This is a genomic window from Mesorhizobium sp. 43Arga, assembly GCF_053714255.1.
Genome location: NZ_JBSKBO010000007.1, coordinates 342,379 through 356,115, shown reverse-complemented (window position 1 = coordinate 356,115; position 13,737 = coordinate 342,379). Strand labels below are relative to the sequence as shown.

The window sequence follows — 13,737 nt, the reverse complement described above, 5'->3', positions numbered from 1 at the left end:
GTGCCGGCTCCCGGCGACAGCGTCGACGGCTCCGGCTTCAACGACAACGTCGCGCTCACCGTCAACGGCGTCGGCGGCACCAGCGCCAGCGACAATCTCCTCATCCATGTCGTCGACGATGTGCCGACGGCGCACAATGACGGCCCCTATGCGGTCGTCGAGGATGGTGCGGGTGCGGCCAACACGCCGCCGACCAGCACGGTCTCGGGCGACGTGCTTGCCAATGACGTCTCCGGCGCCGATGCCCCCAAGGCCTTCGTCGCCTGGTCGGGCGGCGACACGGCGGCGATCACCGCGCTCAGCACCTATGGCACGCTGACGCAGAACAGCAACGGCACCTGGAGCTATGTGCTCGACAACAGCAAGGCGGCAACCCAGGCGCTGACCTCGGCCAGCCATCTCAGCTACGACCTGCATTACACGATGACGGACGCCGACGGCGACACCTCGCCGGCGACGCTGACCATCACCATCAACGGCGCCGACGACACCGCAACGGTGGTGACGGCACAGGCTCAAGGGCCGGACAACACCGTCTTTGAGGCCGGCCTCAACCCGGACGGCTCGAACGCCGCCTCCAGCAGCGAGACGAGCACCGGCTCCTTCTCCATCTCGGCGACCGACGGCATCAAGGAGATCGTCATCGGTGGCACCACCTTCAGCATGGCCCAGATCCAGGGCTTCAACGGCACGCAGACCGTCAACACCGGCGAAGGCGTGCTGACGCTCACCGGCTATACCGGCGACGCCCATTCGGGCACCGTCGCCTACAGCTACACGCTGACCGCGACCATCGACAATGACAGCAAGGTGCCGGCTCCCGGCGACAGCGTCGACGGCTCCGGCTTCAACGACAACGTCGCGCTCACCGTCAACGGCGTCGGCGGCACCAGCGCCAGCGACAATCTCCTCATCCATGTCATCGACGACGTGCCGACGGCCAATGCCGACATCGGCAATGTCAATGAAGGTGCGCTGCTGACCGTCAATGCGGCGGCCGGCGTGCTGGCCAATGACGTCGCCGGCGCCGATGGCGCCACCATCGACGGCGTGCGCGCCGCAGGCGGTAACACCACGACGCCCGTAGCGGGCGGTGTCGGCACCGACATTGCCGGCCTGCACGGCACGCTGCATCTCAATGCCGACGGCTCCTACACCTATCAGTCGACGGCCAACAACATCGCCGCCAACACCACAGACGTGTTCGTCTACACGCTCAAGGACGGTGACGGCGACCTGTCGACGACGACGCTGACCATCAACCTCACCGATGCCGGCCTCGTTGCTCCCGCCGACAATGACGTCACCGTCAACGAGGCCGCCCTCGACACCACGACAACAGGCGCCGACCTCGCACACGGCTCGGTCACCGGCTCGCTGCCGGGATCGACGGCCGAGACCGATGCTTCAAACCAGCTCAACGCGACGGGCAACTTCACACCGCTGACCTATCAGCTGGTCTCCGGCGGCAATGCCGCGACCGCTGGCACCTACGGCACCATCCAGGTCCACACCGACGGCAGCTATGTCTACACGCTGACCTCTCCGGTGCATGGCCCGGCAACCGCCGGAACCGACACCGTCAATGCGGCCGAGAGCTTCACCTACCAGGTCACCGACGCCAACGGCAACACCACCACCGGCACCATCAACATCGCCATCATCGACGACGTGCCGACGGCGCATGCCGACATCGGCAATGTCAATGAAGGCGCCCTGCTGAACATCAATGCGGCGGCCGGCGTGCTGGCCAATGACGTCGCCGGCGCCGACGGCGCCACCATCGACGGCGTGCGCGCCGCAGGCGGCAACACCACGACGCCCGTATCGGGCGGTGTCGGCACCGACATTGCCGGCCTGCACGGCACCCTGCATCTCAATGCCGACGGCTCCTACACCTACCAGTCGACGGCCAACAACATCGCCGCCAACACCACAGACGTGTTCGTCTACACGCTCAAGGATGGCGACGGCGACCTGTCGACGACGACACTGACCATCAACCTCACCGATGCCGGCCTCGTCGCTCCCGCCGACAATGACGTCACCGTCAACGAAGCCGCCCTCGACACCACGACAACAGGCGCCGACCTCGCACATGGCTCGGTCACCGGCTCGCTGCCGGGATCGACGGCCGAGACGGATGCTTCAAACCAGCTCAACGCGACGGGCAACTTCACACCGCTGACCTATCAGCTGGTCTCCGGCGGCAATGCCGCGACCGCAGGCATTTACGGCACCATCCAGGTCCACACCGACGGCAGCTATGTCTACACGCTGACCTCTCCGGTGCATGGCCCGGCAACGGCCGGTACCGACACCGTCAATGCGGCCGAGAGCTTCACCTACCAGGTCACCGACGCCAACGGCAACACCACCACCGGCACCATCAACATCGCCATCATCGACGACGTGCCGACGGCCAATGCCGACATCGGCAATGTCAATGAAGGCGCGCTGCTGACCGTGACGGCTGCGGCCGGCGTGCTGGCCAATGACGTCGCCGGCGCCGACGGCGCCACCATCGACGGCGTGCGCGCCGCAGGCGGCAACACCACGACGCCCGTATCGGGCGGTGTCGGCACCGACATTGCCGGCCTGCACGGCACCCTGCATCTCAATGCCGACGGCTCCTACACCTACCAGTCGACGGCCAACAACATCGCCGCCAACACCACAGACGTGTTCGTCTACACGCTCAAGGATGGCGACGGCGACCTGTCGACCACGACAATGACCATCAACCTCACCGATGCCGGCCTCGTCGCTCCCGCCGACAATGACGTCACCGTCAACGAAGCCGCCCTCGACACCACGACAACAGGCGCCGACCTCGCACATGGCTCGGTCACCGGCTCGCTGCCGGGATCGACGGCCGAGACCGATGCTTCAAACCAGCTCAATGCGACGGGTGGGGTCGGCGCGCTGACCTATACCGCCCAGACCATCGTCGGCACCTACGGCACGATCCACATCAACACCGACGGCAGCTATGTCTACACGCTGACGAGCAACTACTTGAATGCGACGGCCAACAATGGCGTCCAGACCATTTCGGGCCTGGAGAACTTCACCTACACGGTGACCGACAGCGTCGGCAACACGGCCACCGGTTCCATTACTGTCAACATCATCGACGACGTTCCGACGCTCGGAGCCTTCACCGCAGCCACGATCCCGAACGAAATCGGATCCGTCGCCGGTCCGTTCTCACTGGTCCCGGGGGCCGACGGCATCGACCACTTCACCATTGCGGGACCCGCGATCACGGGGATCACCTACAACACCACGACCACCGCCGATGGCACGACGGTCCTGCACGGAAAGTCGGGAGTGACGGAGGTCTTCTCCCTCACCGTGAAGCCGGACGGAACCTATCAGTTCGATCTCGTCACGCCGCAGGCGTCGACCGTGGTCACATCCAGCCTGGCCAACCTGGCTTCAGGCAACAACAACTGGACCGAATTGGCGGACGGCAGCATCGAGTTTTCTTCACCGGGCAGCGTCAATTCCTCCACACAAGGCTTCGGCGTCGGCAACAATTTCCTGAACAATGGTGAAACCTTCACCATGGAATTCCATACGGCCGGAACCGGAGTGGGCGTCGACAACACACCCGCGAGCAATCCAAACTTCGTTGACGCCGTCAATTTCACCGTCAATTCGGCCAATGCAGGCGAGGCGGTCACCTGGACGGCCACCGACACGGTGCACAACGTCACGCAGTCGGGAACGGCTTTCGTCGACGCGTCCGGAACACATCTGCTGATCGACCCGACGATCTCGTTCAACCAGCTTGTCGTGACCGGCGCCACCGCCGGCGAGTCCATACGACTGACCGCAGCGTCGGTGACGCAGACCATCCTGCCGTCTGACCTGAACCTGCAATTCCAGGTTACGGCGACGGACAAGGATGGTGACACCACCGCCGCGCAGTCTCTCAATGTTCATGTGGTCGCAGGAGACGGATCCGGCAACTTCACTCTTACCGGCACGGCCGGCAACGACGCGATCGCCGCAAGCTCTCACGCAGACACAATGACAGGCGGAGCCGGCGCCGATACGTTCATCATCGGGACCGGCGAATCGACGCCCGTCATAGGTGGATCCGGCAATGCGGGCACGATCTCCGGATATGACATCATAACCGACTTCGTCGCCGGGACCGACAAATTGACCCTGCCCGGTACGCTGGCGGCTGCAACTGCCGGCCTCGTCGACGGGGCAGGAGATTCCGTCCTGACGATCGGCGGAGACACGGTCGAGTCCCATTCGGTCACGAACGGCATCGCCAGTTTCTTCGGCACCGATGCCGGCGCCTCGCCCTTGGCGATCACCACAACGTCGGGCGTGGCCGCGGCGGTCCAGTATCTCATGGGCACGGACATCGGCAATGCAGGGGCGACGCTCGCATTCACGGCAACGATCTCCGGGGTGAACCACACCTATGTCTATACCCAGACAACCGCCAGCGCCGGCGTCGGAGCGCTGGTCGATCTGCAGGGCGTCACGGTCGCGAACCTCAACACCCTTATCGGAGGATCGGTCGATCCCATCATCCTCGACCTGAACCACAATGGCTTTACCTTCTCCGACGTCAGCCATGGCGTCCAGTTCGACATGAACGGCGACGGCACCAAGGAGCAACTGGCCTGGAACACGTCGAAGGACGGCGTGCTGGCGGTCGACCTCAACCATGACGGCAAGATCGATGACGGCAACGAACTGTTCACGCCGAACTTCGGTGGCGGCCATTTCGCCAGCGGGGCTGCCGCACTGGCTTCGCTCGACAGCAACCATGACGGCGTCATCGATCACAACGACGCGACGTTCAGCAGCCTGCTGATCTGGAAGGACGCCAACGCCAATGGCACCAGCGACGCCGGAGAACTGTCCAGCCTCGCCGACAACGGTGTCGCTTCCATCAGCACGGCCGCGCACCCGGGTGTCGGCGAAATCGACGGGCAGGCCGTGACCGGCAACGGCACCTTCCAGATGACCGACGGCACGAGCGGCAACTATATCGAGGTGGAACTCGATACATCGCTGGTTGCCCCGGCGCAGCCGTCGGTGGCCTCCGATGGTACGAGGACATTCGCCATCGGCTCGCTCGAAGTTGCCGATCTGATCGCCGACTTCCACGACGGCGCCAACGGCGACAAGATCGATCTCTCCTCGCTGCTGAAAGGCCTGGCCGGCGTCACCGATCTTGAAGCCGGCGGCTTTGTGGAGATCTCGCAGTCCTCGGCCAATGCGGCGAATGCCGAAGTCAAGGTCGACACGAATGGCGGTGGCGACAATTACCATACGGTCGCTGTGCTGGAGAACTATACGTTCCACAGCGCTGCCGAAGCGGTGAAAATACTTTACGATGACAGCCACGGCACCAAGACGGACGTGGCCTAAGGGGCGAAAGGGACGAGGTGACGAGCATGAACAGAATTTTGCGTGTGGCTTTCGGGGCCGGGCTGCTCTCGATTGTCGCGACGGGGCTTGAAGCCGCCGACATCATCGAAGGGCCAACGGGCGACTATTGCCGCGTCGTGGGGACGTCCAACCTGGTGCTGAACGACAACATCGTCGACCTCAAGCAGCAGGTGGTGAAGCTGATGGACGAATCGGTCGCCGTCGCCAACAGTTCGGAATGGATCAATTCATCCCGGCCCGCCTTCGTCTGGGCTTCGGAAGCCAAGGTCGCCTGCGGCATGGCCTATGGCTACCTCAAGACGAACTACAAGGACGAAGATACGCTCAACAAATGCGAGTGTTTCCACGATCGCATGGTCGAGTATATGCACTGACCGGATGAGCGGCGCCTGTTGGCCATCATGACATCAGACGGATCAATTTCATGGGCGATCGCCGCGACGGTCGCTCTGCTTGGCCTTGATTTGTCTGCCGCGCAGGTCTGGCCGAACTGGCTGGGCCTTTGCCGATTGCGCGCTCCGCGTCTTCGTGCCCGGGCCATGACACATGAAACGCACCGACTATCGCGCCACCGGGCGCGTCAAGGCGCCGACTCCCGGTTTTCGACGATCAAAGAACAGCAAGACGGAGCGGCAAGTCCGCCCTAACATGAATTGAGGACCAGACCGGGAAATATCCGGCGGCAGACGGGGTGGAGCAATCATGGAAGCTGTCCGGCAGGGCCGCGGTCCGCAGATCTGGGCAATCGCCCTGGCGCTCGCCATGCCGTTGTCGGGCTGCCAGTCGAAAGGCGGCGTTTCCGAAGTGCTCGATCCAGCCGCGGTCGCCGCGCCCGCGGGACAGAGCGGCGCCGCCGGCGCCGGTCAGGCCCAGGCGAGCCAGTCGTTCGGCACCGGTTCGGCCAAAGTCACGATGCTGCTGCCTCTGTCCGCTTCCGGGACGTCGGGGGAAACCGGCAGGAAGATGCTCGACGGTGCCAAGCTGGCGATGACGGATATCGGCAATGGATTGCTGACCCTGACGATAGAGGACACGAAGGGCGACAGCGCGCAGGCAGGCAAATTGGCCGTGCAAGCCATAACGACGGGATCCAAGGTCGTCATCGGCCCGACTGAACTGCCGGCGGCGCAGCATATTGCCACCCTGTCCGGCTCGACGCGCCCCCCGGTTCTGGCGCTTGCCGACAATTTCGCCGGCAGCGCCGGGGTTTATGCGGTGCGTCTCAGCGAGGCGGACAGCGCCGCGGCGGGTGCCGCGGGGCTCGCCGCGAAAGGCCGCAAGAAGTTCGTGTTGCTTGTCGCGGAAGGCTCGAACGCCAGCGCCGTGGAGAAACGGGTGGCGAACGGCCTCAGCATCTATGGCGCGACGCTCGCGGTCACCGTGCCCTATTCGGCCGGCGACGGCGGCGCCAAGGCGATCGACCAGATGGGCTCACTTGTCGACGCTCCCGACGCGGTCATCATTGCCAGCGGCGATGCCAGCCCCGTGCCCGTCCTCGCCGCCCTCAAATCGAAGGGCATTCCGGGGAAAGCGGTTACAATCGTCGGAACGGACCGTTGGCTGGAGCACCCGATGGACCCGCTGTTCGAGGGGGCATACATCGCCACGCTCGATCCAGGCGAAACCGGGCCGATCGCCGACCGCTTCAGGACGACATACAATTACCCGGCCGACGTCAATGTGGCCTACGCCTATGATATGGTTGCCCTAACGGCAGGGATTGCCAGCGCGGCCGGACCTGACGGCTTCAGCAGGCAGACCCTCGAAAACCCGAACGGGTTTCGCGGATCGACAGGCTTGTTCCGGCTTCGCGCTGACGGTTCCAGCCAAAGATCGATGCCATTCTATCGGATAGAAAAGAGTGCGCTCAAACTGGTTGCCAAATCGACGTCGGGTTTCTGACCGGCCGCCGGCCCGACCTTGCGCGAACGCCGCGCCGGGCTGATGGGCCGGCATGCCCCCCTGGTGATCGTGATCGGGGGCGTCGAGCTCGTGCTCGGAATTGTCCTGATCATGCGGGCCGGAGCCTTGCTTCCTCTCGACCGGCCCATCCCTGCGCCATCCCTGGAAATTGCCGGCAAGCAAGCGGCGGCCGCGGCCATCCCCGACGGACAAAGACGAGGGCCGGCGCGGCGGATTGCCGAGAGCCTTATCGCCCCGCCACCGGTTGACGTGTCGGAAATCGAGCGGGTCGAAGCCCGGCCGCCGCTCGGAGAGCTCGGCCTCGCCGTGCGCCCCAAAACACCCATGCCGCAAGACTGGCGTGAGACCCTGCTCTACCGTCCGATTGCGACGTCGTCGGCGATTTTCGAATCGATGGGATGGAGAGTGGCCATCAGCGGGGCTCAGGACATCGGCGTCGACCAGACCTGTTCGTTTCGCGGCGAGGCCTGGCCCTGCGGCCAGCGGGCCCGCGCGGCCGTCAATGCCTGGCTGCGGGGGCGCGCGCTGAACTGTTTCCTGCCGCCGGAAACCGAGCGATTTGCCATCGCCGCATCATGCCGGCTGGGCAAACAGGATGTCGGCGCCTGGCTGGTGTCCAACGGCTGGGCGATGGCGCTGCCGGGCGGTATCTATGGCAAGGCGGGAACAATTGCCAGGAATGCCGGGATGGGTATCTTCGGACCGCCGCGATAGGCAGCAGTTGACCGCCAAAACGCAGGGTTTTTCGCAAACCGGTTTCGTCCCGGTATGGAAAAACACCATTCGGCCTTTTTCCATCAAATTGTACAGTTCGGCGAAACCGAAATTACGGCAGGCAGGCCTTATACCAGCCGACCTGACAGGAGATTGCCAATGACGAGACCGATGGCGACCACCACTGCCCGGCCCTGGAAGCAGGTCGCGTGGCTGACATTGCTGGGAACCGCCGGGAGCCTCGGTCTTTCCCTTGGCCTTAACTACCTGCTGCTGTTCAGCGACGCGCTGACGCCGTTCGCCCGCAGCATGACCACCGCGGGACTGCTACCGGTGATCATCGGCCTGCCGCTTTTCGCGCTGATCGGCTGGAATCGGGTCGAAATCCACCGCTACCGGCAGGAACTCAACAGATCCGGGACATATGACAGGCTGACAGGCTGCCTGAACGGGCCGGTCTTCACGTCGATGGTCGAGCGGCGGGCAGCCAGGCGACCAGGGGCAGGACCGCGCTCAGGCGCCTTCCTGATCATCCATCCCGAACACCTCCGGTCCATCAACATGCGTTTCGGCCTTGAATGGGGCGACGAGGCCTTGCGGCTCATCGTCTCGACCATCCAGTCGTCGGTGCGCGAGGAGGACCTGATCGGACGCATCGGCGCCTCGATGTTCGGGGTTTTCCTCTCGGGCGCGACCGAAGCGGAAGCCAAGGAGATCGGCGAGCGTATCCGCACGCGCATCGCGCAAGTCTACTTCGCGCCGAAAGGCACCGAGGACGTCCTCACCATCAAGGTCGGCGGCGTGATGCTGGAGAACGAGATGGAGTTCTCGGACATGTTCCGGTCCGCCGAACAGCACCTGTCCGACGCCCAGGATGAAGCCGGGTTTGAACTGACGCATCTCCACAGCTGACGACAACTGGGGCGTCAAAGCGGGTTGATTCAAGGAGCCAGGAAAATCTGGTGCTGCGAGAGAGGATTGAACTCTCGACCTCTCCCTTACCAAGGGAGTGCTCTACCACTGAGCTACCGCAGCCGCTGATGGCGGGGCTTCTGCCATATCGAACCGGCAAGCGCAAGGCCAAGAACAACGCTTCTGTGAAAGCCTTTGCCGGATAGCTTTCAATGACATGGCGGCGCCACAATGTTGGCTATCCCTGAACGGCAGGTTTGGCCGGTCGCCGGCCGGGACGGAACGATGAGCGACAAGACAATTCCAGCAAGAAAGGGCGGCACGGACCGCAAGGACCGGCTCGCCGAGCAGTTGCGCGCCAATCTGCAGAAACGCAAGGCGCAGTCGCGCTCGCGCCGCACAGGTGAAGCCGACCAGAGGCCCGATGGGCTCGGTTCGGTCAAGGAAATACAGAAAGATTAACTCAAATCAGCCACTCTTGGGCCGGACGCTTGGAAATCCTATTTCTTGAACCAGGCCGGCCAATGGTCTAGACGGGCCGATACTCAAACGATTGAACCGGCCTTTTTGGCCGAGAGGGACGTTCTCCAATGGATCGCATCAGAATTGTCGGCGGCAACGAGCTTGCCGGAAGCATTCCGATCTCGGGCGCGAAAAACGCCGCTTTGCCGCTGATGATCGCCTCGCTTTTGACCGACGACACGCTGACGCTGGAAAACGTGCCGCATCTGGCCGATGTCGAGCAGCTGATCCGCATCCTCGGCAATCACGGCGTCGACTATTCGGTCAATGGCCGCCGCGAGAAGCAGAATGAAGGCTATTCGCGCACCATCAACTTCTCCGCCCGCAACATCGTCGACACGACGGCGCCTTACGAGCTGGTGTCGAAGATGCGGGCGTCATTCTGGGTGATCGGGCCGCTGCTGGCCCGGATGGGCGAGGCCAAGGTGTCGCTGCCCGGCGGCTGCGCCATCGGCACGCGCCCGGTCGACCTGTTCCTCGAAGGCCTGCAGGCGCTTGGCGCCGATCTCGACGTCGACACCGGCTATGTCATCGCCAAGACCAAGAATGGTCGCCTGATCGGCAACCGCTACGTGTTCCCGAAAGTGTCGGTCGGCGCCACCCATGTGCTGATGATGGCGGCTTCGCTCGCCAAGGGCGAGACAGTGCTGGAAAACGCCGCCTGCGAGCCCGAAATCGTCAACCTCGCCGAATGCCTCAACGCCATGGGCGCCAGGATTTCCGGCGCCGGCACACCTGTTATCACCATAGACGGCGTCGAATCGCTGTCGGGGGCGCGCGTGCGCGTCATTCCCGACCGCATCGAGACCGGCACCTATGCCATGGCGGTCGCCATGACCGGCGGCGACGTCGTGCTCGAAGGTGCGCGGCCGGAGCTGTTGCAGACCGCGCTGGACGTGATTTCGCAGACGGGTGCCGAGATCACCCAGACCAATTCCGGCATCCGCGTGAAGCGCAACGGCGCCGGCATTTCACCCGTCGACGTGACGACGGCACCCTTCCCGGCCTTCCCGACCGATCTGCAGGCGCAGTTCATGGGCCTGATGACCATGGCCAAGGGTAAGTCGCGCATCACCGAGACGATCTTCGAGAACCGCTTCATGCACGTCCAGGAACTGGCCCGGCTCGGCGCCCACATCACGCTTTCGGGTCAGACGGCGATCGTCGACGGCGTGGCGAAGCTGAAAGGCGCGCCGGTCATGGCCACCGACCTTCGCGCTTCCGTCTCGCTGGTCATCGCCGGTCTCGCTGCCGAAGGCGAGACCACGGTCAACCGCGTCTACCATCTCGACCGCGGCTTCGAGCGGCTAGAGGAAAAACTGTCCAACTGCGGCGCGGTGATCGAGCGGATTTCTGCCTGACGATCGAACGGCGGCAGCTTCGGACGGAGACTGCCCGTACGGCTTTCATCCTCGCTGCCAATACCGCAAACCCGAGGCAACTGCCTCGGGTTGAAGTCTTGTCGCGGTTGCACCGACGGGAAAGACCGCCTAACAGAGGGCTGAAACCAACCTTAGGTGCAAATTCCGCATGGCCCTCAAGCTTATCGCGCTCGACGACCAGGATCTGAGTATCGTCTCGGCCCATGTCCAGGACGCCGTGATGAAGGTGTCGGACCTCGAATTCCTGCCTGCGGCCAAGCGTTTCGTGCTGACCATGAACCGTTTCGTCTGGGAGGCGAAGTCGGGCCTGTTCCGCCAGCACAATGAGCGGCGGCAAGCCGTGCTGCATTTCGACCGGGTGCTGGGCGCCAAGACCAACGGCATTGCCCGCGACAAGCCGGCCGAGGTGCTGTCGCTGCTGGCGATCAGCTTCATCGAGATCAGCAAGCCGGCCGGCATCGTCGAACTCATCTTTTCTGGCGGCGGCACCATCATGCTCGATGTCGAATGCATCGAGGCCCGCCTTGCCGACATTGGCGGTGCGTGGGAAGCCACGTCGCGTCCCATCCACAAGGCTTGAGCGTCCCATGGCCATCACGCTTCGCCAGTCCGACGCCGATTTCGAGCAGCGCTTTGCCGCTTTCCTGACGACCAAGCGGGAAGTGTCCGAGGACGTCGACGCAGCGGTTCGCCAGATCATCGCGCGGGTGCGCGCCGAAGGTGACGCGGCACTGATCGACTACACGCAACGATTCGATCGGGCCGATTTGAAGAGCCTCGGCATTGCCGTGTCGAAGCAAGACATTGCAGCCGCCTACAAGACGGCCGACCCCAAGGCGATCGAAGCGCTTGAATTCGCGCGCGATCGTATCCGCTCCCACCACGAGCGGCAGCGGCCGAAGGACGACCGCTATACGGATGCCGCCGGCGTCGAGCTCGGCTGGCGCTGGACAGCGATCGAGGCGGTCGGGCTCTATGTGCCGGGCGGCACGGCGAGCTATCCAAGCTCAGTGCTGATGAACGCCGTGCCGGCCCGGGTGGCCGGTGTCGAGCGCGTCGTCATGGTTGTGCCGGCCCCGGGTGGCATCATCAATCCGCTGGTGCTGGTGGCGGCCGACATATCAGGGGTGACCGAAATCTACCGCGTCGGCGGCGCGCATGCGATTGCCGCCCTTGCCTATGGCACAGAGACCATAAAGCCGGTTGCCAAGATCGTCGGACCGGGCAATGCCTATGTCGCGGCGGCCAAACGCCAGGTGTTCGGCACGGTCGGCATCGACATGATCGCCGGCCCCTCGGAAGTGCTTGTCGTGGCCGACGGCAAAAACAATCCCGACTGGATCGCAGCCGATCTGCTCGCCCAGGCCGAACACGATGTGTCGGCGCAATCGATCCTGATCACCGACGACCCGGCCTTCGGCAAGGCGGTCGAACAGGCGGTCGAACGGCAATTGCAGACGCTGCCGCGCGGCGAAACGGCAGCGGCGAGCTGGCGCGATTTTGGCGCGGTGATCGAGGTCGCGACCATCGAGGCCGCGCTGCCGCTGGTCGACCGTATCGCCGCCGAACATGTCGAACTGGCCATCGACGATGCCGAAGGTTTCCTGTCGCGGATGCGCAATGCCGGCGCCGTCTTTCTCGGGCGCCACACGCCGGAAGCCATCGGCGACTATGTCGGCGGCTCCAACCACGTGCTGCCGACGGCACGCTCGGCCCGCTTCTCGTCAGGCCTGTCGGTGCTCGATTTCGTCAAGCGCACCTCGGTGCTGAAGCTCGGACCGGAGCAATTGCGCATGCTTGCGCCTGCGGCGATCGCGCTCGCCAAGGCGGAAGGGCTCGACGCGCATGGCCGCTCCGTCGCTATTCGGCTGAACATGTAGGCCGAGATGACGGGCTCCGATCAAACCCGCGCAAAACTGATCGATGTCGAACTCGATGAATCGATCGGCCGTTCGACGCCCGATGTCGAGCATGAGCGGGCGGTGGCGATCTTCGATTTGATCGAGGAGAACAGTTTTCAGCCTGTCAATGACAGCGGCGCCGGCCCCTACCGGCTGAAACTGTCGCTGGCCGAGCAGCGCCTGGTCTTCGCCGTGGCGCGCGAGGACGGCACCGCGGTTGTCACCCACATCCTGTCGCTGACGCCGCTCAGGCGCATCGTCAAGGATTACTACATGATCTGCGAGAGCTATTACGACGCCATCCGGTCCTCGACGCCGAGCCATATCGAGGCGATCGACATGGGCCGGCGCGGCTTGCACAATGAAGGTTCGCGGACGCTGATGGACCGGCTGTCCGGCAAGATCGACATCGATTTCGACACGGCGCGCCGGCTGTTCACGCTGGTCTGCGTGCTGCACTGGCGGGGCTAGCCCTGGTACCCGGCGCCCTGCCCCGCTCGATCCTGTTCCTGTGCGGCATGAATGCCGTGCGCTCGCCAATGGCCGAACAGCTGGCGCGCCGGATGCTGCCAGCCACCATTTTCGTCGCCTCGGCCGGCGTGCGCGCCGGCGAGCGCGACCCGTTCGTCGATGCCGTGCTGGCGGAGGAGGGCCTGTCGCTGGGCGAGCGTCATCCCAGGACGCTGGACGATCTCGAGGACGACTATTTCGACCTGATCGTAACGCTGGCGCCGGAGGCGCATCATGCCGCGCTGGAACTCACCCGCTCGCTCGCCGTCGAGGTCGAATACTGGCCGACACAGGACCCGACCAATGCCAGCGGCACGCGCGAACAGATCATGGCGGCCTACCGCGACGTGCGCGAGCGACTGAAGTTGCGCATAAGCCGACGTTTCTTGGCCTCAGAAGCAAAAAACGCGACGGATTAAGCGTGTTCACAAGCGGACGATTATCAT

11 protein-coding genes and 1 tRNA gene are annotated in these 13,737 nt (G+C 64.0%); 11 read left to right on the top strand and 1 reads right to left on the bottom strand.

Going from position 1 to position 13,737, the window contains the following annotated elements; translation table 11 throughout:
• The 5 genes from ACWGS8_RS24605 to ACWGS8_RS24585 form a co-directional block, all read left to right on the top strand.
• Window positions 1–5,406, top strand: a 5,406-nt coding sequence (locus ACWGS8_RS24605; RefSeq protein ID WP_454583329.1) for a beta strand repeat-containing protein, incomplete at its 5' end; no start/stop codon positions are given.
• Between the two features lie 26 nt (window positions 5,407–5,432).
• The gene (locus ACWGS8_RS24600; protein WP_454583328.1) at window positions 5,433–5,801 is read left to right on the top strand and encodes a hypothetical protein; all 369 of its coding nucleotides are present in this window, start codon (window positions 5,433–5,435) and stop codon (window positions 5,799–5,801) included.
• Window positions 5,802–6,129: 328 nt separating this feature from the next.
• A complete protein-coding gene (locus ACWGS8_RS24595) occupies window positions 6,130–7,329 on the top strand; it encodes an ABC transporter substrate-binding protein (RefSeq protein WP_454583327.1) in 1,200 nt (399 codons plus the stop codon).
• 18 nt (window positions 7,330–7,347) lie between these two features.
• Complete coding sequence (locus ACWGS8_RS24590; protein ID WP_454583326.1) at window positions 7,348–8,064, top strand: thermonuclease family protein; 717 nt, start codon at window positions 7,348–7,350, stop codon at window positions 8,062–8,064.
• 159 nt (window positions 8,065–8,223) lie between these two features.
• Window positions 8,224–8,976 carry a GGDEF domain-containing protein gene (locus tag ACWGS8_RS24585; protein WP_454583325.1) on the top strand — a complete coding sequence of 251 codons (753 nt, stop codon included), beginning with the start codon at window positions 8,224–8,226 and terminating at the stop codon, window positions 8,974–8,976.
• Between the two features lie 48 nt (window positions 8,977–9,024).
• Here ACWGS8_RS24585 and ACWGS8_RS24580 read toward each other — a convergent pair.
• Window positions 9,025–9,099: transfer RNA gene (locus tag ACWGS8_RS24580), tRNA-Thr, on the bottom strand.
• A gap of 162 nt (window positions 9,100–9,261) precedes the next feature.
• On the opposite strand from ACWGS8_RS24580, the gene ACWGS8_RS24575 reads away from it, so the two are divergent.
• The 6 genes from ACWGS8_RS24575 to ACWGS8_RS24550 all read left to right on the top strand — a co-directional run bounded on the left by ACWGS8_RS24575 (window position 9,262) and on the right by ACWGS8_RS24550 (window position 13,710).
• Window positions 9,262–9,438 (top strand): hypothetical protein, encoded by a 177-nt coding sequence (locus tag ACWGS8_RS24575; protein ID WP_454583324.1) that lies wholly within the window; start codon window positions 9,262–9,264, stop codon window positions 9,436–9,438.
• A gap of 128 nt (window positions 9,439–9,566) precedes the next feature.
• The gene (gene murA / locus ACWGS8_RS24570) at window positions 9,567–10,859 is read left to right on the top strand and encodes a UDP-N-acetylglucosamine 1-carboxyvinyltransferase (protein WP_454583323.1); all 1,293 of its coding nucleotides are present in this window, start codon (window positions 9,567–9,569) and stop codon (window positions 10,857–10,859) included.
• Between the two features lie 169 nt (window positions 10,860–11,028).
• The gene (locus ACWGS8_RS24565) at window positions 11,029–11,460 is read left to right on the top strand and encodes a DUF2948 family protein (protein ID WP_019860404.1); all 432 of its coding nucleotides are present in this window, start codon (window positions 11,029–11,031) and stop codon (window positions 11,458–11,460) included.
• Between the two features lie 7 nt (window positions 11,461–11,467).
• The gene (gene hisD / locus ACWGS8_RS24560; protein WP_454583322.1) at window positions 11,468–12,760 is read left to right on the top strand and encodes a histidinol dehydrogenase; all 1,293 of its coding nucleotides are present in this window, start codon (window positions 11,468–11,470) and stop codon (window positions 12,758–12,760) included.
• Between the two features lie 6 nt (window positions 12,761–12,766).
• Entirely contained in the window at window positions 12,767–13,252 is a 486-nt protein-coding gene (locus ACWGS8_RS24555; protein ID WP_454583321.1) for a UPF0262 family protein, read from the top strand.
• On the top strand, window positions 13,240–13,710 hold the full coding sequence (locus ACWGS8_RS24550; RefSeq protein WP_454583344.1) for an arsenate-mycothiol transferase ArsC: 471 nt from the start codon (window positions 13,240–13,242) through the stop codon (window positions 13,708–13,710). The genes ACWGS8_RS24555 and ACWGS8_RS24550 overlap by 13 nt, the downstream gene beginning before the upstream one ends.
• Window positions 13,711–13,737: the final 27 nt, after the last annotated feature.

Coding starts and splice junctions, on each gene's coding strand:
- ACWGS8_RS24565 (WP_019860404.1), top strand. CDS start 11,029: ATGGCCCTCAAGCTTATCGCGCTCGACGACCAGGATCTGAGTATCGTC.
- ACWGS8_RS24595 (WP_454583327.1), top strand. CDS start 6,130: ATGGAAGCTGTCCGGCAGGGCCGCGGTCCGCAGATCTGGGCAATCGCC.
- murA (WP_454583323.1), top strand. CDS start 9,567: ATGGATCGCATCAGAATTGTCGGCGGCAACGAGCTTGCCGGAAGCATT.
- ACWGS8_RS24555 (WP_454583321.1), top strand. CDS start 12,767: ATGACGGGCTCCGATCAAACCCGCGCAAAACTGATCGATGTCGAACTC.
- ACWGS8_RS24575 (WP_454583324.1), top strand. CDS start 9,262: ATGAGCGACAAGACAATTCCAGCAAGAAAGGGCGGCACGGACCGCAAG.
- ACWGS8_RS24585 (WP_454583325.1), top strand. CDS start 8,224: ATGACGAGACCGATGGCGACCACCACTGCCCGGCCCTGGAAGCAGGTC.
- hisD (WP_454583322.1), top strand. CDS start 11,468: ATGGCCATCACGCTTCGCCAGTCCGACGCCGATTTCGAGCAGCGCTTT.
- ACWGS8_RS24600 (WP_454583328.1), top strand. CDS start 5,433: ATGAACAGAATTTTGCGTGTGGCTTTCGGGGCCGGGCTGCTCTCGATT.